The organism is Micromonospora jinlongensis (assembly GCF_013410645.1).
GTDB lineage: Bacteria > Actinomycetota > Actinomycetes > Mycobacteriales > Micromonosporaceae > Micromonospora > Micromonospora zamorensis.
In genome coordinates this window covers 4,540,554-4,565,079 of record NZ_JACCHK010000001.1, presented here as the reverse complement: position 1 = coordinate 4,565,079, position 24,526 = coordinate 4,540,554, and the positions used below count along the sequence as shown (strand labels likewise).

The 24,526-nt window shown below is 68.4% G+C and carries 19 protein-coding genes and 3 tRNA genes; 11 read left to right on the top strand and 11 right to left on the bottom strand.

Features of this window, described 5'->3' with window-relative positions; translation table 11 throughout:
* Nucleotides 1-157: 157 nt before the first annotated feature.
* The 8 genes from HNR22_RS20345 to HNR22_RS20310 all read right to left on the bottom strand — a co-directional run bounded on the left by HNR22_RS20345 (nt 158) and on the right by HNR22_RS20310 (nt 10,786).
* Nucleotides 158-2,545: a discoidin domain-containing protein gene (locus tag HNR22_RS20345; protein ID WP_179781678.1), complete on the bottom strand. Its 2,388-nt coding sequence runs from the start codon at nt 2,543-2,545 to the stop codon at nt 158-160.
* Between the two features lie 140 nt (nt 2,546-2,685).
* Nucleotides 2,686-4,314 carry a glycoside hydrolase family 13 protein gene (locus HNR22_RS20340; protein ID WP_343059894.1) on the bottom strand — a complete coding sequence of 543 codons (1,629 nt, stop codon included), beginning with the start codon at nt 4,312-4,314 and terminating at the stop codon, nt 2,686-2,688.
* Between the two features lie 140 nt (nt 4,315-4,454).
* Nucleotides 4,455-5,342 carry a carbohydrate ABC transporter permease gene (locus tag HNR22_RS20335; RefSeq protein WP_088950972.1) on the bottom strand — a complete coding sequence of 296 codons (888 nt, stop codon included), beginning with the start codon at nt 5,340-5,342 and terminating at the stop codon, nt 4,455-4,457.
* An 11-nt stretch (nt 5,343-5,353) separates the two neighbouring features.
* Entirely contained in the window at nt 5,354-6,310 is a 957-nt protein-coding gene (locus HNR22_RS20330; protein ID WP_179781676.1) for a carbohydrate ABC transporter permease, read from the bottom strand.
* An 87-nt stretch (nt 6,311-6,397) separates the two neighbouring features.
* Entirely contained in the window at nt 6,398-7,777 is a 1,380-nt protein-coding gene (locus HNR22_RS20325) for an ABC transporter substrate-binding protein (RefSeq protein WP_179781675.1), read from the bottom strand.
* Between the two features lie 333 nt (nt 7,778-8,110).
* A complete protein-coding gene (locus tag HNR22_RS20320; RefSeq protein WP_179781674.1) occupies nt 8,111-9,115 on the bottom strand; it encodes a substrate-binding domain-containing protein in 1,005 nt (334 codons plus the stop codon).
* Entirely contained in the window at nt 9,096-9,275 is a 180-nt protein-coding gene (locus HNR22_RS20315) for a hypothetical protein (RefSeq protein WP_179781673.1), read from the bottom strand. Before HNR22_RS20315 ends, HNR22_RS20320 begins: the two co-directional genes overlap by 20 nt.
* A 35-nt stretch (nt 9,276-9,310) precedes the next feature.
* Nucleotides 9,311-10,786: an FAD-dependent oxidoreductase gene (locus HNR22_RS20310; RefSeq protein WP_179781672.1), complete on the bottom strand. Its 1,476-nt coding sequence runs from the start codon at nt 10,784-10,786 to the stop codon at nt 9,311-9,313.
* Nucleotides 10,787-10,877: 91 nt separating this feature from the next.
* On the opposite strand from HNR22_RS20310, the gene HNR22_RS20305 reads away from it, so the two are divergent.
* Complete coding sequence (locus HNR22_RS20305; protein ID WP_179781671.1) at nt 10,878-11,954, top strand: serine hydrolase domain-containing protein; 1,077 nt, start codon at nt 10,878-10,880, stop codon at nt 11,952-11,954.
* Here HNR22_RS20305 and HNR22_RS20300 read toward each other — a convergent pair whose 3' ends face one another.
* Both HNR22_RS20300 and HNR22_RS20295 read right to left on the bottom strand, forming a co-directional pair.
* Complete coding sequence (locus tag HNR22_RS20300; RefSeq protein WP_179781670.1) at nt 11,955-13,280, bottom strand: FAD-binding domain-containing protein; 1,326 nt, start codon at nt 13,278-13,280, stop codon at nt 11,955-11,957.
* On the bottom strand, nt 13,277-14,200 hold the full coding sequence (locus HNR22_RS20295) for a squalene/phytoene synthase family protein (RefSeq protein WP_179781669.1): 924 nt from the start codon (nt 14,198-14,200) through the stop codon (nt 13,277-13,279). Before HNR22_RS20295 ends, HNR22_RS20300 begins: the two co-directional genes overlap by 4 nt.
* A gap of 65 nt (nt 14,201-14,265) precedes the next feature.
* On the opposite strand from HNR22_RS20295, the gene HNR22_RS20290 reads away from it, so the two are divergent.
* From HNR22_RS20290 to HNR22_RS20250, 9 genes are all read left to right on the top strand, one after another.
* The gene (locus HNR22_RS20290) at nt 14,266-15,408 is read left to right on the top strand and encodes a polyprenyl synthetase family protein (protein WP_179781668.1); all 1,143 of its coding nucleotides are present in this window, start codon (nt 14,266-14,268) and stop codon (nt 15,406-15,408) included.
* A 28-nt stretch (nt 15,409-15,436) separates the two neighbouring features.
* The gene (gene crtI, locus HNR22_RS20285) at nt 15,437-16,918 is read left to right on the top strand and encodes a phytoene desaturase family protein (RefSeq protein WP_179781667.1); all 1,482 of its coding nucleotides are present in this window, start codon (nt 15,437-15,439) and stop codon (nt 16,916-16,918) included.
* Nucleotides 16,915-17,535: an isopentenyl-diphosphate Delta-isomerase gene (gene idi, locus HNR22_RS20280; RefSeq protein ID WP_179781666.1), complete on the top strand. Its 621-nt coding sequence runs from the start codon at nt 16,915-16,917 to the stop codon at nt 17,533-17,535. Before crtI ends, idi begins: the two co-directional genes overlap by 4 nt.
* A complete protein-coding gene (locus tag HNR22_RS20275; RefSeq protein ID WP_179781665.1) occupies nt 17,525-18,469 on the top strand; it encodes a MerR family transcriptional regulator in 945 nt (314 codons plus the stop codon). The genes idi and HNR22_RS20275 overlap by 11 nt, the downstream gene beginning before the upstream one ends.
* A 76-nt stretch (nt 18,470-18,545) precedes the next feature.
* Nucleotides 18,546-19,334, top strand: coding sequence for a polysaccharide deacetylase family protein (locus HNR22_RS20270; RefSeq protein ID WP_179781664.1), 789 nt, complete (start codon nt 18,546-18,548; stop codon nt 19,332-19,334).
* 154 nt (nt 19,335-19,488) lie between these two features.
* A tRNA-Glu gene (locus tag HNR22_RS20265) sits at nt 19,489-19,561 on the top strand.
* Between the two features lie 31 nt (nt 19,562-19,592).
* Nucleotides 19,593-19,666 (top strand) — tRNA-Asp (locus tag HNR22_RS20260).
* 102 nt (nt 19,667-19,768) lie between these two features.
* Nucleotides 19,769-19,842, top strand: a tRNA-Phe gene (locus HNR22_RS20255).
* Between the two features lie 688 nt (nt 19,843-20,530).
* Nucleotides 20,531-21,052, top strand: a complete 522-nt coding sequence (locus tag HNR22_RS20250; RefSeq protein ID WP_246380958.1) for a DUF488 domain-containing protein — start codon at nt 20,531-20,533, stop codon at nt 21,050-21,052.
* Here the strand turns inward: HNR22_RS20250 and HNR22_RS31445 are convergent.
* On the bottom strand, nt 21,018-21,389 hold the full coding sequence (locus HNR22_RS31445) for a hypothetical protein (RefSeq protein WP_246380957.1): 372 nt from the start codon (nt 21,387-21,389) through the stop codon (nt 21,018-21,020). The genes HNR22_RS20250 and HNR22_RS31445 overlap by 35 nt on opposite strands.
* A gap of 1,270 nt (nt 21,390-22,659) precedes the next feature.
* Here HNR22_RS31445 and HNR22_RS20240 point away from each other — a divergent pair.
* Nucleotides 22,660-24,210: an ATP-dependent nuclease gene (locus HNR22_RS20240; RefSeq protein WP_218906545.1), complete on the top strand. Its 1,551-nt coding sequence runs from the start codon at nt 22,660-22,662 to the stop codon at nt 24,208-24,210.
* Nucleotides 24,211-24,526 lie beyond the last annotated feature (316 nt).

Sequence of the window (24,526 nt, the reverse complement as noted above, 5' to 3'; positions counted from 1 at the left end):
GGTGCGTTGCCCGGCGACGGGTGCAGGGGTACGCCCGTCGTTCCGCGACAGGTGGGGGACGGTGCGGGTTGGGGGACGGGGTGGGTGGCCGGCGCCGCGTTGCGTCGGACCGCCCGGACCGGGGAGCCCCCACCCTGGGCGGGCGGGGGCACCCGGCCTAGCTGGAATAGACCTCGAACTCGCTGAGCTGACCGGCCGGCCAGCCGGTGTTGCCGGTGACGGTCAGCCGCAGGTACCGCTGGCTGGTCGCCGTGAAGGTCACGGTGACCGTGTTGCCGCTGGCAGGGTTGAAGGTGTAGCCGGCGGACGCCTTCACCGTGGCGAACGTCGAGCCGTTGGTGGAGCCGAGCACCGACAGTGTCTGGGTGCGCGTCTGCCAGGCCGATGACGGTGGGAGCTTCAGCACGACCCGGGACACCGTGCGGTTGGTGCCCAGGTCCACGGTCAGCGACTGCGGGAAGGCGTTGTTGGCGCTCTCCCAGTAGCTGGCCGCGTTGCCGTCCACCACGTTGCCCGCCGTGTAGCTCTGGTTGGCGCTGGTCGCGGTCGCCGGCCGGTTCAGGGCGAGGTTTCCGCTGGTGGGAGGCGGGGTGGTCGGGGGCGGAGTCGTCGGGGGCGGAGTGGTGGGCGGCGGGGTGGTGGGTCCACCGCCCCACTGCGGGTTGGGCCACGGACCGCAGTACGGGGTGGGCGTGTACCAGCCGGAGTTGCCGCTGCCCTGGGTGATCTGGAAGCCGCCGCCCACGCAGTTGTGCATCGGGTTGCTCTGCGCGATGTTGGTGGCCCGCACGTTCGTGAAGGACACCTGGCTGGGTGCCTGCACCTGGAGCGCGTACGTGCCGGCGCCGTCGATCCGCACGTTGCTCAGGTTGATGCCGCTGGTCTGGCCCTCGATCCAGTGCAGCGCGGCGTACGAGCTGTCCAGGATGTCGGTGTCGGTGATGTTGACGGTGGCCTGCTGGAACGCCTCGTTGAGTGCGGAGAACCAGATCGCGCCGACCCCGAAGTTCCAGTTGTAGTCCGAGTTTCCGTTACGGATCAGCGTGTTCCGGGCGATGGTCCAGGTGCCCCGGACTGCGGTGTCGCCCTGCACACCCGGGTAGCGGTTGGCCACGTGAATGCCGCCGCCGTTGGTCACCGAGTCGGCTGTCACGTTGTCGGTGATCTTGATGTCCCGGCCGCCGTAGCTGACCAGATGGTTCGCCAGCAGGGTCACACCGATGGTGTTGTGGGTGAAGGAGTTGTTGACGTTCGGCACGCTCTGCGCCCACATCGCCAACGCGTCGTCGCCGGTGTTGCGCACGAACGTGTTGGTCACCGTCGAGTTGGTCACACCGGTGTGGAAGTTCACCCCGTCCGCAGTCTGGTCCAGGATCCGGCTGTTGCGGATGGTGAAGTTGTCCATCGGGCCGTCCATCCACGCCCCGACCTTGGTGTTCTCCAGCCAGAGGTTGTCGACCACCGAGTTGGTCATCGCCCCGCCCAGGGCGTTGACCTGGTCGTCGTCGATCCGCTCGCGGATGTCGCCGATGATGGCGAAGTCCCGCAGCGTGACGTTGCGGCTCGGCCCGTTCGCCTCGTGCGCGCGGACCGGGCTGGTGTAGCCGCCACCGGGGACGTACTTGCCGTAGATGCCGACGGACCTGTTCCGGTCGGTGGGGTGCCGGCCACCGAGCACCGAATACCAGGGCCCGGCGCCGCGCAGTGTCACCCCGTCGACCACCACGTGATCCCAGAGGGTGAAGGTCCCGGTCGGGATCCAGACGGCCCTGCCCTGGGCCTTGCCGGCGTCGACCGCCGCCTGGAACTTGGCGGTCGAGTCGGCCGCGCCGCTCGGGTCGGCGCCGAAGTCGGTGACCACGTCGAGCACACCGGCGGGCTTCGTGATCGCGGGGGCGACCAGCTCGAAGTCGGCCAGGTCGATGGTGAACGTGGGCGACTGCGCGGTCGAGGAGACCTGGAGCCGGATCTTGGTGCCGGCCGGCTGGGTGCTGCCGAACAGCGCCCGGGTCTCGTCGTAGAAGTGGTGCGGGTTGGTGTCACCCGGGTTGTTGTTGAACGGGTATCCGCCGTAGTACCAGCCGTACCTCGACGTCACCGGGACCGACTTCAGCAGCGACCCGTTGGCCCGCAGGTCGATGGTGGCGTCCCGGCCGGTGCCGGACGGGCTGTCGGGCAGGCTGTACCGGAAGGTGACCGCGTTCGCCGGCGCGGTGAGGGTGAACTCGACGTACTCGCCGACGGCGTCGAGGGTGACCGCCTCCCGGCCGGACGCCTCGGACGGCAGCGTGCCGTAGCGCCGGTCCGGGCCGATCTTCGAGCCGTTGTGGGCGGCCTCCTCCGCCTCCTGCTCGATGAACGGGACGGTGGCGCCTCGATTGGGGATGTCGAAGGGGGACAGTCCGGCTGCCGAGGCCGGCGTTGCGGTGCCGGTGACCGCGAGAGCGGTCACCGTTGTGGCGGCGAGCACTGTGGCGGCAATGGCGGCCAGCCCTGCCCGGGTCGGGTGTCGGTGGTGCGGGGTGCCGGTGGTGTGGTTGGCCATGAGCTGCGCTCTCCCTTTCGTCAGGCAGGCCAGGTCCCCCCGTGTCGGTGCGGCGTGGCGCGTCTCCCCCTCGTTCTCCTTTCCTTTGGTGGCGTGGTGCCGGCGGCCGGGACGGGCCGCCGGCACCACGGCGAGCAGAGTCAGGTCAGCCCGGGTCCGTCCGCCGCTCGCGGTCCGTCCGCCGATTCGGTGGTACGCAGCCAGACCGCGGTGTCGGACGGCAGCAACCCGTCGTCGAGTGGCCCGCTGGCCAGCAGCAACCGTCCCTGGGCCGGCATCGGAACCGGCGTGTCGGACAGGTTGACGAGGCAGGTGAAGCCACCGCCACGGCTGAAGGCGAGCACCCCGTCCGGGGCGGGCAGCCAGGTCAGCTCACCGTCACCGAGCGCCGGGTCGGCCTTTCGAGCCCGGATCGCCGCCCGGTACAGCTCCAGCATCGAGGCCGAGTCGCCGGTCTGCGCGCTGGCCGTCCGGTCCTTCCAGTCGGCCGGCTGCGGCAGCCAGGGCGCCGCGGCACCCTCGGGGCTGAACTCGAACGGCGGCTCGTCCCCGGCCCACGGCAGCGGTACGCGGCAACCGTCCCGACCCGGGTCGATCCGGCCGGACCGTTCCCACATCGGGTCCTGACGCAACGCGTACGGGATGTCCTCGACCTCGTAGAGGCCCAGTTCCTCGCCCTGGTAGACGTAGGCGGCGCCGGGCAGCGACAGCGACAGCAGCGCGGCGGCGCGGGCCCGGCGGGTGCCCAGCTCAAGGTCGGTGGGGGTGCCCTCGCGCTTGGCGGCGAAGCTGAACCGGGTGTCCGCCCGACCGTAGCGGGTGACGTGCCGGGTGACGTCGTGGTTCGAGAGCACCCAGGTGGCCGGCGCGCCGACCGGCGCGTGCGCGCTCAGCGTCCCGTCGATGCTCTCGCGCAGCGCCGAGGCGTCCCAGGCGCAGCCGAGGAAGTCGAAGTTGAACGCGGCGTGCAGCTCGTCCGGGCGCAGGTAGTTGGCGAACCGCTGCCGGTCCGGCAGCCACACCTCACCGATCAGGGCCCGCTCGCCGGGGTAGGAGTCGGCGACCCGCCGCCAGCCCCGGTAGATGTCGTGCACCCCGTCGAGGTCGTGGAACGGGTGCGGGTGGTCCGGTCGGACCTCGGGCAGCTCCCCGTCCTTGACCAGGAGCCCGGCCGAGTCGACCCGGATGCCGTCCACGCCCCGGTCGAACCAGAACCGCAGGATGTCCTCGAATTCCGCCCGTACCCGGGGGTGGTCCCAGTTGAAGTCCGGCTGCTGCGGGGCGAACAGGTGCAGGTACCAGTCACCGGGGGTGCCGTCCGGGTTGGTGGTGCGGGTCCAGGTCTCGCCGCCGAACTCGCCGATCCAGTCGGTGGGCCGCTGGTCGCCGTTCGGGCCCCGGCCCGGCCGGAACCAGAACAGGTCCCGCTCGGGCGCGCCGGGCCCGCCGGCGAGCGCCGCCTGGAACCAGGGGTGCGCGTCGGAGCAGTGGTTCGGCACCACGTCGACGATGGTCCGGATGCCCAGCTCGTGTGCCTCGGCGATCAGCGCCTCCGCCTCGGCCAGGCTGCCGAAGACCGGGTCGATGTCGCGGTAGTCGGACACGTCGTAGCCGGCGTCGGCCATCGGCGAGGGATACCAGGGACTGAACCAGATCGCGTCGACGCCGAGCGCGGACAGGTGGTTCAGCCGGGACCGGATGCCGGCGATGTCACCGATGCCGTCGCCGTTACCGTCGGCGAAGCTCCGGGGATACACCTGGTAGATCACGGCTCCACGCCACCACGGACTTCTGTCAGCTGTGGACACGAGCACCTGCTTTCTGCGTCAGTACGTCGGCGGGTTCGCCGGACCTGGATATTTGTCGGGCGAACGGTCGTTGTTCGCCGCGCGGAAGGATGCGCTGGTGGCTATCCCTTGATGCTGCCCGTGGTCAGACCGGACATGATGTTCCGTTGGAAGATCAGGAAGATGATGACAGTCGGGATCGCGGCGATGACCGACGCGGCGATCACCACGTTCATCGGTGTGCCGCCGGCGAAGGTGTAGATGCCGACGCTGACCGTCCGGGTCTCGGGCGAGGGCATGACCAGCTTCGGCCAGAGGAAGTCCTTCCACACCGCCGTCACGGCGAAGATCGACACGACGCCGAGGATGGGGCGCGACAGCGGCAGGATGATCGACCAGAGCGTGCGCAGCGACGACGCCCCGTCCATGAGGGCCGCCGCCATCAGCTCCTCGGGAATCGAGTCGAAGAACCGCTTCAGCAGGAAGATGTTGAACGCGTTAGCGACCATCGGCAGCCAGATCGCGAACGGCGAATCCAGCAGGTTGATGTGCAGGATCGGCAGGTCCAGCACTGTCACGTACTGCGGGACGATGAGGACCATCGCCGGGATCATCAGGGTTCCCAGCATCAGGGCGAGAATCGTGTTGCCGAAGATCGGTCGAAGCTTGGACAGCGAGTACGCGGCCGCGCTGTCGAAGACCAGTTGGAACAGCACCGCGCCGATGGCGTAGTAGAACGTGTTGAACAGCAGCTTGGCGAGGGCCAGGTTGTTCCACGCGTCGATGTAGTTCTGCGGCTGGGGATCCTTCGGGAACAGCGAGGGTGGGGTCTGCGCGATCTCCTGGCCGGACTTGAGCGCGCCGGTGACCATCCAGTAGAGCGGTCCGAGGAAGACGAGCGTGAACCCCGCCACGACGACGATCAGCAGCGTCCAGTAGATGACCTTGCCGCGCCCCCGGCTGAGCTGGGAGTGGGAGATGAGGGTCCGGGTTCCGGAATCCTGTGCCATTCCTCGCCGTCCTAGTCCTGTTTCGCAGTCAGCCGCACGTACACGGCGGAGAAGCCGGCCAGCACCACGAGCATGATCACGCCCAGGGCGGCGGCGCCGTTGAGGTCGTTCTGGAAGAACCCGTGCTGGTAGATGAGGTACGCCACCGAGGTCGCCGAGTCCTCCGCGCCCGCCCCGTTGGCGAGGATCAGTGGCTCGATGAAGAGCTGCATCGTGGCGACGATCTGCAACATCGCCAGGAGCGCGAGGATCAGCCGGGTCTGCGGGATCGTCACGTGCCGGATCCGGCGCCAGATCCCGGCGCCGTCGAGCTCGGCCGCCTCGTAGAGCTCGCCGGGGATGTTCTGCAACGACGCCAGGTAGATCAGCACCGCGCCGCCCATGTTCATCCAGGTGGAAGCGATCACCATCGCCGGCATCGTCATCTCGGGCGACTGCATCCACTGCGAGGTGGGCAGGTGAAGGGCCTTGAGGATCGCGTTGAAGAGCCCGGCCTCGCTGGGGTCGTACGCGTAGAACTTGAAGAGGAACAGCGCCGAGGCCGGCGGCAGCATCACCGGCAGGTAGACCAGGATCCGCAGGTACCCCTTGGCGTGGCGGAACTCGTTGAGCAGGATCGCCACGAAGAACGGCACCGCGTAGCCGAGGACGAGCGCGAGCGCCGTGAAGTAGAACGTGTTCTGCCAGGCCGTCCAGAAGCTGGGGTCGGCGATGATGCGGGAGTAGTTGTCCCAACCCACCCAGGTGGTCTCGCCGCGCCGGGTCCGCTGGAAGCTCATGACGATGCCGCGGACCATCGGGTACCAGGAGAAGACGACGAAGCAGAGCACCGCGCCGATCAGGAACGCGTGCCCGGTGAGGTTGTCCCGTACCTTGCGGCCGAGGCTCGTACGCTGCGGCCTCGCCGAGTACGGCGACGGCGGACGGCCCGCTTTCCGAGGGATCGGCGGGACGGTGGTGATCGCCAAGGCAACTCCTGGGTGAGTCGGTGACGTCGTCGATGTGGCGTGGACGGTGTGGGGGCCGGGTCGGCGTCCCGGCCCCCACACGCTCGGTCAGCTCTCCGCGGTGAGGAGCTGGTTGACCTTCTCCTCGGCGGTCTTGAGCAGGGCGTCGATGTTCGAGTTCGGGTTGGTCAGCACACCCGACATCGCGGCGTCGAGCACCGCGTAGATCGCCTGCGCGTTGCGCGGCTCACCCTTGATCGGCACCGGGGTCGCCTCGAAGATCGCGAAGTTCGTGGTGTCGACGTTCGCGTTCGCCTTGCGCAGCTCGAGTTCCTGCTTCTGCGCGTCGCTGCCGTTGGCGAAGAGCAGCGGCTGGGGCAGACCCACCGGGTAGTTCTGCGGCTTGGCCCGGACGTAGTCGAACTGGCCCTTGCCCGGGGTCAGCTTCTGGTACGCGATCCACTTCATGCCGGCCTTGACCTGCTCGGGGGTGAGGTCCTTCTTGAAGAAGTAGCCCTCGCCGCCACCGAGCGTCCCCTTCGCCAGACCGTCCTGGCCGGGCAGCGGGCTCATCGCCCAGTCCTGGAACTTGCCCTGGAATTGGCTGACGATCGCCTGGGTGCTGTCCGGCGCGCCGATGAACATGCCGACCTTGCCCGCGCCGGCGTTGGTCAGCAGGTCACCCCACTGGAGCAGTTGGCGGGCACCCATGCTGTTGTCGCCGTACCGCATGTCCTTGAGGTTCTGCAGGACCTGCTTGCCCATGGGGTTGTTGAAGTCGGCCTTCTTGCCGTCGGCCGTGAGCACCTGGCCACCCTGCGAGTAGAGCAGGGAGGTGAAGTGCCAGCCGCCGGTGTTGCCGGCGCTGTACTCCGAGTAGCCGGCGATGCCGTTGCCGAGCGCGGAGATCTTCTTCGCGGCGGCCCGGACGTCGGCCCAGGTCTTGGGCGGGTTGCTGGCGTCGAGGCCGGCCTGCTGGAACAGGACCTTGTTGTAGACCAGGCCCATCGAGTAGTTATCCACCGGAACGGCGTAGAGCTTGCCGCCGTCGGTGAAGACCTCCTTGAGCGCCGGGTCGACGCTGTCCCAGGTCGGGATCGTGTCCTTGTTGGCGTACTGGCTGATGTCCATGGCCTGACCGGAGTCGAGCACCTGCTGGAGATCGGTCATGTAGCCGTAGAACACGTCCGTGACGGTGCCGCCGGCGAGGCGGGCGGTGAAGTCCGGCGGGTTGTTGCACTGCTCGCCGACGCTGACACTCTTGATGACGATGTCCGGGTTCTGCTTCTGGAACTCGGCGACGTCGTCGTTCCAGTTCTTCAGCAGCTCTTTCTGAGCGCCGACCGGCTGGCAGTCGACAGTGATGGTGACCTTGCCGCCTGCGGTCGCGTCCTTGTCGTCACTCTTCGTGGAGCATGCCGTGAGGCTGAGCCCCAGGCCGGCCACGAGCGCAACCGCCGCAGCCTTTCGGTATTGCGGTACGGACATCTGTCCATCCCTTCGGGAACGGGTGTCTCCAATGACCTTCGCTGATCTGCGGTGATGCGACCTGACGCCCAGTAGCTGCGTCGGAGCCAGGTGTGAGTGGAGTCACTGTAGCGTGGGGGACTCATTTCGGCAAGGTATCGACCCTGTCCCGAAAGGACACGACGTGACGACGGCAGATGTTGGCAAACACTTGAAAGCAGCCAGATATGTAGGCCTTTGGTCCCTTATGGCGGGGCATTCGGCGAGGTCGATGTCGCTCCCGACGAGCAACGACGAAAACGGCCGCCGACCGCATGGAGCGGTCGACGGCCGGAGCGTCGTCTGGTGTGGTGCCTAGCGACCCGGGGCGGGAGCGGTCGAGCCGCGTACCACCAGCTCGGGCTCGAACAACAACTCGTCGTGCAGCACGCCGGCGCCTTCGATCTGGGTGACCAGCAGATCCACAGCGGCCTGCCCCATCGTCTCGATCGGCTGCCGGACCGTGGTCAACGGCGGGTCGGTGCAGGTCATGAACGCGGAGTCGTCGAAGCCCACCACCGACACGTCGGCCGGCACCGAGCGACCCAGCCGCCGGGCCGCACGGATCGTGCCCAACGCGAGCACGTCGCTGGCGCAGATGATGCCGGTCACGCCACGCTCGACCAGCTTCGTCGCGGCGACCCGCGCACCCTCCATGGAGAAGCTGGAACGCTCGACGCACTCGGCGTCACCCTCGTCCCAGCCGGCGGCCCGGATCATCGCGTCCAGCTTGCGCCGGGACGGCACATGCCCCTCCGGGCCGAGCACCATCCCGATCCGTTCGTGCCCGAGTGAGCGCAGGTGCCCGTACGCCTGCTCCACCGCCACCGCGTCGTCAGTGGAGACCCGGGGAAAACCCAGCTCGTCCACACCCGCGTTGACCAGCACCACCGGAAGCCCTCGGTCGGTCAGCCGACGGTAGTGGTCGTGTTTGGCGTCGGCGAGCGCGTACGAACCACCCGCGAAGATCACGCCGGAGACCTGGTGGTCGAGCAGCATCTCCACGTAGTCCATTTCGGAGACACCGCCGATGGTGCGGGCGCAGAGAGCGGGGGTGTAGCCGCGCTGCGCGAGGGTCCCGGTGACGACCTCGGCCAGCGCCGGGAAGATCGGGTTCTGCAACTCGGGCAGCACCAGCCCGACCAACCGGGCGCGCTCGCCGCGCAGTTTGGTCGGCCGCTCGTAACCGAGCACGTCCAGCGCGGTCAGCACGGCGGTGCGGGTCGCCTCGGAAACCCCGTCGCGGCCGTTGAGCACCCGGCTGACGGTGGCCTCGCTGACGCCGGCCTTCTTGGCAACTTCAGTCAACCGCTTGGTCACGGCCGCAATCGTACGTCACCAGGATGAAAGAAATGAACAGCAAAGTGGCCGGCGTTTGCTGGCTTGCTGCCGCATTCTTCCGCAATCGACCACCGGTCGTGATCGACTCGGCCTTCATGATGTCGCGGTGTCGAGAGGCCCCGAATACCGCGACTTCCATGAAGGCGAGTGGATCACGCCCGGTGTACGCGGGCGTCAGGACAGGTCGTGCAACGCGGACTCGATGGCCCGGTGGAAGGTCGGGTACGCGTAGATCATGTGCCGGAGCTGGCTCAGCGGCACCGCCGCGTGCACCGCCACGACCAGCGCGGAGAGCACCTCGCCGCCGGCCGGGCCGACCGAGGTCGCGCCGATCAGCACGCCCTGGTCGGCATCCGCGACGAGCTTGATGAAGCCGTCGTCGCCGACCCGGTGGATCCAGCCCCGGGTCGAGCTGCCCAACTTGGTGAAACCGACCTGCACGTTGATGCCACGCTCGCGGGCCTGCTGCTCGGTGAGCCCGACCGCTCCGACCTCGGGATCGGTGAAGGTCACCCGGGGCAGCGCGCGGTAGTCGGCTCGCGGGACGGTGCCGGCCGACCCACTCGACCCGCTGGCGGCCAGCGAGCTGGACGCGCCCATCGCACCGCCGACCACGCTGGAGGTCCCGCTGGCGTCCGCCCCCGCACTCGCCTGCCGGGCGCGGGCCAGGATGTCGGCGATCACGATCCCGGCCTGGTACATGGCGATGTGGGTGAAGGCGCCCTCGCCGGTGATGTCGCCGACCGCCCAGACCTGGTCGGTGACGTGCAACCGGTCGTCGACCGGCAGGTAGCGCTGGCTGTCGTCCAGGCCGATCGTGTCCAACCCCAGCTCGGTCAGGTGGGCCTTGCGCCCGGTCACCACCAGCAGACGGTCGGCGGTGAACGCCGAACCGCCGCTGCCGCGCAGTGTGAACCGGGTGCCGTCGTGCTCGACCCGTTCGGCGCGTACCCCGGTGTGGATCTCCACGCCGTCGGCGCGCAGCGCCGCGGCGGCGACCTCGGACGCTTCCGGTTCCTCGACGGCCAGCACCCGGTCGAGCGCCTCCACCACCGTGACCCGGACCCCGAAGCGGGCGAAGACCTGTGCCAGTTCCAGACCGATCGCGCCGCCGCCGAGCACCAGCAGCGACTCCGGCAGCTCCTCGACCTCGATCGCCTGGTGGTTGGTCCAGTACGGAGTGTCGGCCAGGCCGTCGATCGGGGGCACCGACGGACGGGTCCCGGTGCCCAGCACGACCCCGTGCCGGGCCTGGAACACCTGGTCACCGACGCGGACCCGGCCCGGGCCGTCGAGGCGGCCACTTCCCCGGACGAGCCGGCCGCCCAGACCCGTGAACCGGTCAGCGGCAACCGTGTCGTCCCAGGTGTCGGTGGCCTCCTCGCGGATGCGCTTGGCCACCGGCGCCCAGTCCGGCTGGACCTGCGCCGTCCCGGCCAGCCCGTCGACCCGGCGCGCCTCGGCGAGGGCGTTGGCCGCTCTGATCATCATCTTGCTCGGGATGCAGCCCCAGTAGGGGCACTCCCCGCCGACCAGGTCCCGTTCGATGCCGACGACGCTCAGGCCGGCCTCGGCGAGCCGCTCGGCCACCTCCTCGCCGCCGACCCCGAGCCCGACCACGACCACATCCACCAGCTCCGGCTCTGCCACCCCGACAGCATCCCCCAGCGACACCAGCCCGACCACCGGGGTCGGAGAAAAGTCGGCACCCTCACCGGTCCGGGACGCCTACCGTTGCGGGATGCACGCACGCTTCGCACCGGTCCGGGACTGCTTCCACGACCTGCTCACCTCCGGCCGGGAGACCGGTGCCGGCCTGGTCATCTGGTACGACGGCCAGCCCGTCGTCGACCTGATCGGCGGAACTCGGAACGCTGCCGGTCCGGACGGTGAGCCGTGGCGGCCGGACACGCTCGTCAACGTCTACTCGGTCGGCAAGCCGGTGGCCGCGCTCTGCCTGCTGATGCTCGTCGACCGGGGGCAGGTGGACCTCGACGCGCCCGTCGACCGGTACTGGCCGGAGTTCCGCACCCCCGCCACCGTGCGACAGGTGTTGTCGCACACCGCCGGGCTGCCGGCCTTTCCGGTACCCCGGCCGGCCACCGCAATCGCGGACTGGACGCTGCTCACCAGCGACCTGGCCGCCGCCGACCCCGAGTGGGCGCCGGGTTCGGTGGCCGGGGAGCACGCCTGGACGTACGGGCACCTGGTGGGCGAGGTGGTGCGTCGGGTCGACGGGCGCTCGGTGGGCCGGTTTCTGGCCGAGGAGATCGCCGACCGGTGGCAGCTCGACCTCGGCTTCGGGCTGGCCGACGCGGATCAGCGGCGCTGCGCCGACCTGCGCTACGGCGACCCACAGTGGCCGGCCCGCAAGCTCGGTGAGCCAGGATCGCTGCGGGCGCGCGCGCTGGGCAACCCGGCCGGAGGGCTGGACCTGGCCGTGCTGAACAGCCCGCTCTGGCGTGCTGCCGAGATGCCCGCGGTCAACCTGCACGCCACCGCCTCCAGCCTGGCCCGGCTCTACGCCGGTCTGCTGGCCGGTGGTGTCCTGGACGGTGTCCGACTGTTCAGCGCGGAGTTGCTGGCGGAGGCGACCCGGGTCCAGTACGACGGGCCGGACCTGGTGTTGGACCGCCAGGTCCGGTGGACGCTGGGCATGCAGTGGGAGCCGGACGGCAGTTGGGGCATGGGCGGCATCGGCGGCAGCAGCGCGTGGGCCGACCCGGAGCGCGGTTACACCTTCGGGTACGCCACGGCGCACCTCGCCGAGCACGACCGGGTGGACGAGCTGGTCGAGGTGTTGCACTCCTGCCTCTGATCAGCGCAGCCAGACGGGGTCGGTGCCCGGCACCGAGAGCGGCGGCGGATAGTCGAGCGTCTGGCGGAGCGTGTCGGGCAGTCGCCACGGTTGGTGCACGGCCTTGCCCCGCACCTTCGCCAGCTCCGGCACCCACCGGCGCACGTAGTCGCCGTCCGGGTCGTACCGTTCGGCCTGCCGGACTGGGTTGAACCCCCGGTACGGCTTGGTGTCGTTGCCGGTGCCGGCGACCCACTGCCAGTTGCCGGAGTTGTTGGCCACGTCCCCGTCGAGCAACCAGCGGAAGAAGACGGCCACCCCGGGTCGCCAGTCCTGCCCGAGGTGCTTGGTCAGGTAGCCGGCGGTGATCAGCCGGGCCCGGTTGTGCATCCAGCCCTGCGTACGCATCTGCCGCATCCCGGCATCGACGATGGGCATGCCGGTCCGACCCTCGGCCCAGGCCGCCAACGCGTCGTCGTCGTAGCGCCACTGTTCGGTGGCGCCCCGCCGGTACGCCGACGTCGAGATCTCCGGGAAGGCGGCGGTGACCTGGTAGTAGAAGTCCCGCCAGCAGATCTGCCGGACGAACGGCCCGGACCGGTCCCCGGCCCGGTTGGCCACGGCCAGTGGGGACACGCAGCCGAACCGCAGGTACGGGCTGAGCCGGGACGTGTCGTCGCCGGCCATGTCGTCGTGCTGATCGTCGTAGCGGTCCAGGTCGGGCAGCCAGTCGGTGAGCCGCTGCCGGGCAACCCGCTCGCCGCCGACCGCCGCTTCCGGCGAGTCCCCGACCGGCGGCTCCGGCAGGTTTCCCACGCTCACCCCGCCGGGCAGCTCCACCCGGTGCGGCGCGGCCAACTCCGCACGCCACTGACTGGCCGCCCAGGCCCGGTGGTAGGGGCTGAACACCCGGTAGTGGTCGCCGCCGCCACCGGGCCGCAACGCTCCCGGCTCGACCACGGTCAGGCCGGGAAACAGTCGCAGGTGCAGCCGGTGCCGCTCACACTCCGCGCGTAGTCGTCGCTCGCGGCGCCGGGCGTAGTGGCTGACGTCGGCGGAGAGCGCGACGGCGGTGGCGTCGACCTCGCCGGCCAACCGGATCGTCTCGGCCACCGGGTCGCCGTGGCGTACCACCAGGTCACCGCCGCGCTCGCGCAGCTCGGCCCGCAGTTCAGCGAGCGCCTGGTGCAGAAACCGGGTGCGGTTGGCCGACAGGGCGGCCAGTGCCGGGTCGAGCACGTACAGCGGAACCACCCGGTCGAAGGCCGCGCAGGTGGTGGCCAGCGCCGGGTGCTCGTGCACCCGCAGGTCGCGGGTGAGGAGCACGATCGCGGTGCTTGCGGTCACCGGGTCTGCGGGTGGACCGTCGGTCCGGGGATGGTGACCGGCGTACCGGTCGAGGTGAGCAGAGCCCGTGCGGCCACCGCCATCCGTCGCCGCTGCGGCACCAGTGCCCGCCGGGTGAAGACGTCGTAGTCCTGCGCGGCCACCTCGTCGAGGATGCCGCCGTACAACGCGTACGCGGTGCGCATGCAGGCCTGCGAGGCTGGCGCCAGCATGGTGATGCCCGGCGCGGCGGCGGCGTAGTGCGCCTGGGCGCGGGTCACCTCGTACTCGATCAGCTCGCGGGTCCGGGGCGTGCCGCGGCCCCGGGCGCAGGCCTCGGCCAGCTCCTCGCGGGCGACGCCGAACTTCGCCAGGTCCTCGTCCGGCAGGTAGGTGCGGCCCCGGTCGAGGTCCTCGGCGACGTCCCGGATGAAGTTGGTGAGTTGGAACGCGAAGCCGAGCTGCCGCGCCGGCTCCCGTGCCGCCACCGGGTCGGAGGTGCCGAGGATCGGCAGCATCATGGTGCCGATGACCGCCGCCGAGCCCTCCATGTAATCGAGCAGGTGGTCGTACGTGGGGTACGAGGTGACGGTCAGGTCCATGGCCATGCTCTTCAGAAACGACGCAAAGTCGTCCCGGTCGAGGTCGAAGACGGCGATGGTGTGCAGCACGGCCGGCAGCAGCGGGTCGTCGACCGACGCACCGTGCAGGCCGGACACGAATCGGCTGGCCCAGTCGTCGAGGCGGGCGGCCCGCTCGACCTGCGGTAGGTCCTCGGTGCGGTCGACGATCTCGTCCGCGTACCGGGTGAACCCATAGAGAGCGTGCACATGTCGTCGTTTCCATGCGGGGAGCAGCCGGGTGGCGAGATAGTAGGTGCGGCCATGGCGTTTGTGCAGCTCACGGCACCGGTCATAGGCAGCGGTGAGATCAGTGTCCACCGGCCCTCCTTATTTTATCGACGCACCAATCGACGCAACTCGTAGCCTAGGGTACGCTCAGTCGCATGGCCAACGACGCAGTTGCGGGCAATGCGACCCGTGTGGCGCAGCGGGGGCCGGGGGACGGTGACGATCCGGTCCGCGCCGTTCTGGCCGCGTACACCCATGACCTGATCACCGCGGTCGATGAGACCCTGGCCACCTTCCTCACCGCCGAGGTCGACTCCCTCGCCGAGATCGACATCTCGATGGGCCGCTTCGCCGCCACCGCGCGGGAAGCCGTCCTCGTCGGCGGCAAGCGGATCCGCTCCACGTTCGCCTACTGGGGGTGGCGCGGGGCGGTCGGCGGCACCGAGGCACTCCCACCCGTCCTGCCCGCGCTGGCCGCGCTGGAGCTGCTGCACACCTTCGCCTTGGTGCACGACGACGTGATGGACGCGTCCACCACCCGCCGGGGCCGGCCAACGGCACACGTCGCGCTCGCCGAACAGCACATCGCCGCAGGCCACCGGGGTGATCCCGGTCGATTCGGCGAAGCCGTCGCCGTGCTCATCGGTGACCTCTGCATGGTCTGGGCCGATCGGTTGCTGGCCCAGGCCACAGTGCCGTCGGCCCGGCTGCTCGAAGTGCGGCGCTGCTATGACCAGATGCGGGTGGAGACGGTCGCCGGGCAATATCTCGACGTGCTCGGCGAGAACGACCCGGCGAGCTGGTCGGTCGACCGGGCGCTGCGGGTGGCCCGCTACAAGACCGCCAGCTACACCGTCCAGCGACCACTGCTCTTCGGGGCCTGCCTGGCCGGGGTGCCCGTCGACGACGCGCTGGTCTCCGCGTACACCCGCTATGGCCTTGCCGTCGGCGAGGCGTTCCAGCTCCGCGACGACCTGCTCGGCGTCTACGGCGATCCCGCCGACACCGGCAAGCCGGCCGGCGACGACCTCCGCACCGGCAAACCGACCACGCTGCTCATGCTGGCCCGCGAGCTGTCCACGCCCGCGCAGCTCCGGGCGATGGATCGGGCCGGCGACGGGCCGGTCGACCGGCTCGCCGAGCTGGTCGTGGAGACCGGCGCGGTGGCCCGGGTGGAGCGGATGATCGCGGAGCGGGTGAGCGACGCGCTGGCCGCGCTCGACGCCGCACCCGTGGACCGGACGGCGCGGACCGCGCTGACCGGGCTGGCCACCGCCGCCACCAACCGGCGGGCCTGATGAGCGACTTTCTGGAAGAGGTGGTCACGTGCGGACGGTGACAGGACGGACGGACCGGGTGGTGGTCGTCGGGGCCGGGCTGGGCGGGCTCGCCTGCGCGCTGCACCTGGCCGGCAGCGGCCGGCAGGTGACAGTGCTGGAACGCGAGCTGGTGCCGGGCGGGCGAGCCGGCCGACTCGGGGTCAACGGCTACGAGTTCGACACCGGCCCGACCGTGCTCACCATGCCCGACCTGATCGCCGAGGCGCTCGGCGCGGTCGGTGAGGAGCTGCACGACTGGCTCGACCTGACCCCGGTCGACCCTGCCTACCGGGCGTACTACCCGGACGGCTCCACGCTCGACGTGCTCACCGACACCACCCGGATGGCGGCGGAGATCTCCCGGGTCTGTGGGCCGCGCGAGGCCGACGGCTACCTGCGTTTCGTCGACTACGCGCGGGAGCTGTGGCGCCTGGAGCGAGCCGACTTCATCGACCGCAACCTGGACGCGCCTACCGACCTGATCACCGGCAACCTCCTCAAGCTGCTCGCCAGCGGAGCCTTCCGGCGCCTCCAGACGAAGATCAACCAATTCTTCCGGGACCCGCGTACCCAGCGGATCTTCTCCTTCCAGGCGATGTACGCCGGCCTCGCCCCGCACGACGCGCTGGCCATCTACACGGTCATCGCGTACCTGGACTCGGTGGCCGGGGTCTACTTCCCGCGCGGCGGCATCCACGCGGTCTCCAAGGCGATGGCCGGCGCGGCCGAGAAGCACGGCGTGCAGATCCGGTACGGCACCACGGTGACCCGGGTCGAGACCGCGAACGGCCGCGCCACCGGTGTGCTCACCGCCGACGGCGAACTGGTGCCGGCGGACGTGGTGGTGCTCAACCCCGACCTGCCGGTCGCCTACCGGGACCTGCTCCCCGCCGCCCCGCAGCGCCGGCTCACCTACTCCCCGTCCTGCGTCGTTCTGCACGTCGGCTCCCGACAGGGATATGAAAAGATCGCCCATCACAACATCCACTTCGGACGCGCGTGGAAGGGCACCTTCGATGAGGTCATCCGGCGGGGCGAGCTGATGACCGACCCGTCGCTGCTGGTGACCAACCCGAGCCGGACCGACCCGTCGGTGGCCCCACCCGATCGGCACACCTACTACGTGCTGGCTCCCGTGCCGAACCTGCACCGAGCCCCGTTCGAGTGGCGCGGCGACCTGACCCGGCGCTACAGCGATCAGCTGATCGGCACCCTGGAGGAGCGCGGCTACGTCGGCTTCGGTGCTGGCGTCGAGGTGCTGCGGGCGATCACCCCGGCCGAGTGGGAGGACCAGGGCATGGCTGCGGGCACGCCGTTCGCCGCCGCCCACACCCTCTTCCAGACCGGCCCGTTCCGCCCGTCGAACCTGCACCGCAAGCTGTCGAACGTGGTCTTCGTCGGCTCCGGGACCCAGCCCGGCGTCGGCGTACCGATGGTGCTCATTTCCGGCAAGCTCGCCGCCGGTCGGATCACCGGGGAAGGCCGATGAGCAGCCGCGAGGACCACCTCGTCGAGCTGGTCGACGAGAACGGCGAGGCCCACGGCGAGACGACCGTCGCGGCCGCGCACCAGCCTCCGGGGCAGTTGCACCGTGCCTTCTCGGTGCTGCTGGTGGACTCGGACGGCCAGGTGTTGCTCCAGCGGCGCGCCGCCGTCAAGACCCGGTTCCCGCTGCGCTGGGCCAACGCCTGCTGTGGCCACCCCCAGCCCGGCGAGTCTCTCGCCGAGGCGGCCAACCGGCGACTACGCGAGGAGTTGGGCGCGGGCCCGGTCGAGCTGACCGAGGTCGGCGTCTACGTCTACTACGCCGAGGACCCGGCAACCGGTCGAGTCGAATTCGAGTACGACCACGTGCTGCGGGGCGAATTTCTGCCCGGAGCCCCGCTCCTGCCGGACCCGGACGAGGTCGAGGAGCTGCGGTGGGCCGATCCGACCGCGCTGGAAGCCGAGCTGGATATCGACCCCCGGTCGTACGCGCCCTGGCTGGGCGGGGTGGTGAACCGGCTGCTGCACCCCTCGGGCTCCGCGTCCGGAACACCCGGCCTGGCCGTGACCCCGCCTGGTCTGTCGGCGGATGACTCGGCGGAGCGGTCGGGTGGTCGATGAGGCGCTGAGCGCGGGCGCGGTCGCACGCAGGTTGGGGGTCGCGGTGACGACGCTCCGCACCTGGCACCAGCGCTACGGGCTCGGGCCCAGTGAGCACATCCCCGGTCACCACCGCCGGTACACCGCGACCGACCTGGCCCGTCTCGAAATCATGCGACGGCTCACCGCCGAGGGGGTGAGCCCCGCCGAGGCGGCTCGCTGGGCTCGCCAGGCACCGGATCCGACGCCCGCCGGCACCGCCGGCACCGTCCGGGTCCACCCGTCCGCCCGCGACGGCGGTGGCACCATCCCGGTCGGCCGCGCCGGCCCGGCAGCCCGTGGTCTGGCCCGCGCCGCCATGCGGCTGGACGCGGCGGCGATCAGCGAGACGATCGCGCACGCCCTGGCCACCGTCGGGGTCGTCGCCACCTGGGAGGGTCTACTGCGCCCGGTGCTCGCCGGCATCGGCGAACGCCACGCCGCCACCACCGGCCTGATCGAGGTGGAACACCTGGTGTCCCGCTGCGTCTCGGAGGCTCTCGCGGCGGCCAGTCGGGCCAAGGTTCCCACCGGTCCGGCCCGGATCCTGCTCTCCTGTGCGGACGAGGAGCAGCACACCCTGCCACTGGAGGCGTTGGCCGCCGCGCTCGCGGAGGCCGGGATCAGTTACCGGATGCTCGGCGCCCGGGTGCCGGTGGCCGCTCTCGTGGAGGCGGTCAACCGGACCGGTCCGGCTGCCGTGGTGCTCTGGTCGCACACCCGGGCCACCGCCGACCCGGCCCAGCTCAGCGCGTTGCTCGCCGCACCCCGCCGCCCGTTGTTGGCGCTCGCCGCCGGCCCCGGCTGGCGTGCCGACACGCTGCCCGCCGGGGTGGTGCGGCCGGTCGACCTGGCCGAGGCGGTCTCGCTCGCCGTCGCGGTCCGTGACTCCCTGGACCAGTCGAGGCGTGACTGATCGCACTGTTGCCCGGTGACCGCGTGAACTACCGTCGGGCGGGTCCGCCTACCCCGACCCCTCCGGGAGCGAGCAGATGCGAGCCCGCGCCGTCCTGGCGTCCGTCCTCGCCGTGGCACTGGTCTTGTCCGGCTGCGCGGGGCCGGACCACACCATCGCGCCCGCCGGCGCGCCGCAGCCGGTGGAGTCCACCACTGCGCCCACCCCCACGCCGTCACCGCATCCCACGGTCGCCAAGCCGCCCAAGCCTCCGCTGCGGCCGCTGCCGGCCAAGCTCCCGGCCGGCCTGCGGCGCAACAGCGGCGTACGCCCGGTGGTCCTGACCTTCGACGACGGGCCCAGCCCAACCTGGACGCCCAAGGTGCTCGACCAACTGCGGGCAGCCAAGGTGACCGCCACCTTCTGCGTGGTGGGTCGCGAGGTGCAGCGCCATCCGGAGCTGGTCCGACGGATCGCCCGCGAGGGGCATCAGCTCTGTAACCACAGTTGGCGGCACGACCTCGACCTGGCCCGACGGCCCGTCAACGAGATCAAGGCCGACCTGGAACGCACGAACAAGGCCATCCAGGCAGCGGCACCCGGCGCCAAGGTGTCCTTCTATCGGCAGCCGGGCGGCCGGTGGACGTCGGAGGTGCTGGCGGTGGCGAAGGATCTCGGCATGCACCCGCTGCACTGGTCGGTCGACCCCCAGGACTGGGACAAGCCGAACGCCGCCACGATCGGCAAGCGGATCCACACCGCCGCCCGCCCCGGCGCCATCGTGCTGCTGCACGACGGGGGTGGCGACCGGGCCGCGACGCTCGCCGCCTGCCCCCACCTGATCGCCGACCTGAAGAAGCGCTTCGGCATCACCAAACTCCGTTAGACCGGCTTTGACCTGCGGTTATGACTCTCCCGAAGCCCTTGCGGATACCGATTTTGTCGACCGACCGGGCATCACGTATGCTTTCCAAGCCTCCGGCGGGGCCGGATGGGAGCAAGTCCGCTTGAAGTTGCGAGTGTGCAATGATGGCGGGGCCGCCCTCATCGTCTAGCGGCCCAGGACGCCGCCCTTTCAAGGCGGTAGCACGGGTTCGAATCCCGTTGGGGGCACGACCGGCGCAAGTCGGAGCAACACAAGCTAGGTCCTGTGGAGCAGTTGGAGTGCTCGCCGCCCTGTCAAGGCGGAGGTCGCGGGTTCAAGTCCCGTCAGGACCGCAGCGCTGACGCCGCGCCTCGCGCGGCGTTCTGCGTATCGGAGCAGGTCGCCCTGCCACCGGTTCGTCCGGTTGCCGGGTAGCATGAGCCGAGCAGCGATACGGCCAGGTAGCTCAGTTGGTACGAGCGTCCGACTGAAAATCGGAAGGTCGGCGGTTCGACCCCGCCCCTGGCCACATAGCCTTTCGCCGGGCTACAAGAGCGGTGACCAGCGGAAACGCGGTCACCGCTCTTCTTTTTGTCCGCTTCATTCATTGATGGAAGTCAGCCCAACCATGAGCCCCTCGTGAGCCCAAGGGCTCAAGTGCGCGAGACATGCCGCGTCGATCTAACTGAAGGTGAGCAGAGGGGCACGGTTAGATCCCGTCTACGCTTGTAGACTGCACTTGGATGTGAGGGGGATCACCGGCGGCGAGAACGTGACCGCTGCCCCATCGGCCAGCGACTGCCAAGCCATCGAGAGGACAGGAGGCGACCGTGAACCGTGATGAAGCTGTCCGGGCAGCACAAGAACCCATCGACTGGTCAGGTGCACACCTGGAGCCCGCGTCGCGCAAGGTGACCATGGTCTACTCAACCCGCCTACCTGACGATCTTTCTCGATGGTTGGTAGAGGAAGCGAGCCGTCGAGGCACCAATCCATCGGTGATGCTGCGGGGTCTGGTCGCTGACGGAAAGCGCGCCGCGGCAGAAGACAGGGTGGTCACGGTCCGCCTATCGGACCTACACCGGGCGATCAGCCATGTCACGGAGGGAACGGCGTGTGACCGCTAGAGCTACACCCCACGCGCTTTTCTGCTCTTACTGCGAGTCTGCGGCCCTCCAACGTGGCAGGCTGGGTAATCGGTGGCAAGATCGCAGACGATGCCGGAAGTCGTCGCTACCGCGGAGAGCGTGGCAGGGCTGAGGATGAAGAGCCAGGTACTTGCGCAGCCGACCGGTTTGATCGGAGTTGGCTACCAGGGGCGCGATATTGCCAGCTTCGCGGACGGACTCGCCGAGGCGCAGTTCAGTCGGCTCGTGGATGTACGACTCACTCCTTTATCGCGTAAACCGGGCTTCAGTAAGACAGCCTTGACCCGCGCGCTTGCCGCCGTAGGCGTTGCGTACGAACACCGGCCTGAGTTGGGTAACCCCAAGAGCAACCGCGCAGGCTTCGCCGGCTCGCCAGCCGAGCTTGCCGAGGCCCGCCATGTCTTCGCCGCGCTACTAAGCCGACCGGAGGCCGCTGGTGCGCTCGACGCCTTAGCTGCTGCCGGGGCTGCCGAGCGGGTGGCGGTGCTGTGCTTCGAGGCCGATCAGCACCGCTGCCACCGAGACGTGGTGCTTGCAGAAGCTGTTCGGCGGTCAGTTAGCGTTCGGGGTAGTAGACGCCCAGCACACTGAAGACGTGCCGTCGTTTGGCCTGGTTGCCGACGTAGAAGGCGACGTCGCGCTTGGGCGCGCACATCATGTCGAGGAACTTTTTCTTCAGTTCATCGCGTGCTTCCTCGTCCGAGCAGTGGCTCAGACGTCGTTGGAGCGCCACGAACTCCCAGTCCAACAGGCCCTGCTCATGCCCCCGGCAACGCCTGTCCCAGCATCGATATCGATAGGCGCCCCGGAACCTCGGCGCCTCCAGTGGTGTTCGGTCCTGGTCATCAAGGAGGTCGAGCTGGTTGACGTAGGCGTCGATCTTGCGTTGTTCCTCTTTAGTCCAGCCCTCATGCAGCCTGATCTTCAAGTCCCCAACCTCGCACGGTTGCACTAGGGCCAAAGACTGGCTGTCCGCCGTGTTCCGCGCACCCTGGTTGAGTTGACACATCGAAGGTTGGACGTACGTATCCAGCCAGGTCCTTCGCTGCTTCCAAGGAGGTAGGCGCCGCTCTCTTACAAGTGTCCCCATTAGTGGCCGCCAACTCTCGCGCCGCTGGTCACCTCCCCGCGCCGGGATGGCGTCTACGCTGACGATGTCGTACTTGTCGAACTTCTCCGTCGAGTCGAGATAGCGGAAGTTGATCGGGTAGAGGCGGACCCATCCCGGATGCTCAAGCTCCGCCCGCACCCCTGCTACACACACCGTCTCCCCGTACCTCTCTGACGGATTTGGTGCAGCTTTGACGGTTACGAGTACACGCAGCCGTACGACTTCGTCGCTGGCAGGCTTTGGATTCACCTCTTCACCTGTTGGTCCGAAGAGTGATAGTTGAGCCACCCGACACCCCCAGATTCCACGCGATGCCTGCACGCACCCCTTTCGATGGCACCACAGAATGTGGTCTTGCGGAAGCTCGGAGTCACTGACTTCTCTCGGCTGAGCTCCCGCCCGGCAAGCTGCCGCTACGTGGTCTGAGGGATTTCGGCAGCGGGGTGCTTCACTCAAGCCCAGGCATGTCGGGTAGCCGACAGGAGCGGGATCAGCACTTGACCTCGATCCCCGCGGGATGAATAACTCAAATTGGTCATTTCTAACAGGCGGCCATCGGCGAAAATCCAGATACCGCGTTGCGACAAGAGATGATCATCTTTGGTGTGATAGACCCACTCGTGTGTCACTGGCGGACAGCAGCGCCAGTACGGAAATTTCCTGTGACGAGGTGACCAGCGTGCGTCTTGAGTCAGTCCTGGTGTCCGGCTTCCGAAGCTTGGCGCTAGTCGGCCCTATACCGCTGGGGGCACCTACAATCCTCACGGGCCATAATGACGGGGGAAAGACAGCTACCCTCGATGCAATCGGGTTTCTACTCGGCCCCTATACGCTCCAGAACGCGGACCGCTCCTTTCTTCGAGCCGCAAGCACGCCAACTAACTCCGCAGAGATCGAACCCTGCGATCCCCTGCCAGGCGCCCAAGAACCGTCAGTTGATGGCGGGGATCGGGTTGACCACACTTGGGTCGAAGGATCATTCACCCTCAGCCCGCTGGAGCAAAGCCAACTGGGCTTACCCCCAGTCGCTCGCATACGCCGGAGCACCTTGGGTAACTGCTCGCCGCTACTCGAAGTCTTCAAAAGAGTGCCGGCGGATTTGGAGCTGAGGAACCTACCAAGCAAGAAAATTGCCGAACTGCGTGAGTTAGCGGAGAAGTTTTCGGTTCCAATCGACAAGACTCCGACCAATAAGCAGGCTTGGCTGGACCTACTGGAACAGTTCTCTCGCGAGCGGCCTCACGTCGATGGCTGGGTTACTGCTTCGCCGGCCGTCGAGGAGCGGCTGCCACGTCTTCTCCGATTCGGCGGCGAACAGACCTCGGTCGACACTGCGGTCAAGACGATCTTGAATGCTCGATATAAGGGGCATCTAGAAGACCCAGACCTCAACGTCAGAGTTCGTGAGCTTGAGACGGAGCTGAGCGAACGCTTGCAGGCGGATGCAACCGAGCTGTGCGAGCACATCAAGCAACGCTGCCCAGACCTCGTCCAGGTAGAAGTTTTGCCCACAGTCTCCTTTTCAAGCGGCTTCAAGTCCGCGCAGCTTCGCCTCGCTCGAACAGACGGCGAAGCCGTCGCTGTGGATGCCGCCGGGGCAGGCCGAGCCCGACGGATCAGCTTGGCCGTCTGGGAATGGGCTAGCGAGCTCCTGAGGAATGAGACCGAAGCCCCGCCCTCCGCGCTGGGAGCAGGGCCTTGCTCACGCCCGGATCATGTTCTAGGCGAGAACCCGGATACCGAAGACGAGACCAACTCAGATGTCCTGATCGCCTACGACGAGCCGGACACGCATCTGGACTACTACCACCAGCGCCGCGTAATGCAACTTATTCGGGAACAGTGCGCCCTTCCGCAAGTCCGCATGATCATTGCTACGCACTCTATGAACTTGATTGACGGCGTTGATATCTCCTCCATCGTTCATCTCACATTGGTTGATGATCGCACCGTCATGGAGCGCCTGGCGGACGACTCGGGGCACGAGGAGGTCGACCGCCACCTCTCTGGCATCGCTACGGCGCTAGGGCTGCGCAACAGTGTATTGCTGCACGAGCGGCTATTCGTAGGTGTTGAGGGGCCGACGGAGCAACAATCATTGCCCGTGCTCTTCCGCTTGGCCGCGGGAATACCACTGCAATCCGCCGGGATCGCGCTCTGGGCATGTAATAACAACGAGGGCGCCCTGATGTTTGCAAAGTTCCTCGCGACCCACAACCGACGTGTAGCCCTCGTCATCGATGCAGACAGCCGCGAGAAGCAGAAAATCTTTAGCGACGATAAGATAAAGCAATACGGCCTTGATCCCGACAAAGACAGGTTCATGATCGGCGGTGACGACCGAGAACTGGAGTATCTGTTCTCGGACGAACAGTGGGCCACTACCGCCAATGAGAATTGGCCGAGAACCGACGGGAACGCGTGGACCCCTGAGCTGATCGCAGAGAAGCGCCAAGAGAAGAAGTTCAGCGATGCTCTCCTGAATGAGTTTAAAACCGAGAGCATGGAGGGACCGCAGCGCAAAGCCGAGATGGTTTACGATCTGGTTGCGACGCTCCAACGTCCGGAGGACGTTCCAGAGGAACTACGCGACGTCTTTACTGCGCTGATCGATTTGGCCAATCCGCCCGATGCGTGATGCACGCCGTGATCGCATGCGCGCGAGACGCTGCTGCGATGTCGGCGTCGTCCACGTATGCAACCCGGCACCCCTGGTCCACCGCTGTCCATGAGAGCGCTGCTCGACGCCACACCACCGACATCCGTTCGGGGCCGGCGCAGTCGCGTGTCGAACCTGGTAGTGCACGGCGGCAGCCATCGCATACCTCCAAGAGCCGACTGAGTCAAGAATGACACGGGGGTACGACATCTTCCAGCCGTCCAGAAGGATCGATCCTAATTTCTTCATCGTCCGCAATGTGGACAAAGCCCCTGAAACGCCGGAAGGGTGCTTT

What these genes read in the sequence shown, in the direction of transcription:
- HNR22_RS20345 (WP_179781678.1), bottom strand. Translation starts at nt 2,545, where the DNA reads ATGGCCAACCACACCACCGGCACCCCGCACCACCGACACCCGACCCGG.
- HNR22_RS20335 (WP_088950972.1), bottom strand. Translation starts at nt 5,342, where the DNA reads ATGGCACAGGATTCCGGAACCCGGACCCTCATCTCCCACTCCCAGCTC.
- HNR22_RS20325 (WP_179781675.1), bottom strand. Translation starts at nt 7,777, where the DNA reads ATGTCCGTACCGCAATACCGAAAGGCTGCGGCGGTTGCGCTCGTGGCC.
- HNR22_RS20315 (WP_179781673.1), bottom strand. Translation starts at nt 9,275, where the DNA reads ATGGAAGTCGCGGTATTCGGGGCCTCTCGACACCGCGACATCATGAAG.
- HNR22_RS20305 (WP_179781671.1), top strand. Translation starts at nt 10,878, where the DNA reads ATGCACGCACGCTTCGCACCGGTCCGGGACTGCTTCCACGACCTGCTC.
- HNR22_RS20290 (WP_179781668.1), top strand. Translation starts at nt 14,266, where the DNA reads ATGGCCAACGACGCAGTTGCGGGCAATGCGACCCGTGTGGCGCAGCGG.
- idi (WP_179781666.1), top strand. Translation starts at nt 16,915, where the DNA reads ATGAGCAGCCGCGAGGACCACCTCGTCGAGCTGGTCGACGAGAACGGC.
- HNR22_RS20270 (WP_179781664.1), top strand. Translation starts at nt 18,546, where the DNA reads ATGCGAGCCCGCGCCGTCCTGGCGTCCGTCCTCGCCGTGGCACTGGTC.
- HNR22_RS20250 (WP_246380958.1), top strand. Translation starts at nt 20,531, where the DNA reads ATGCCGGAAGTCGTCGCTACCGCGGAGAGCGTGGCAGGGCTGAGGATG.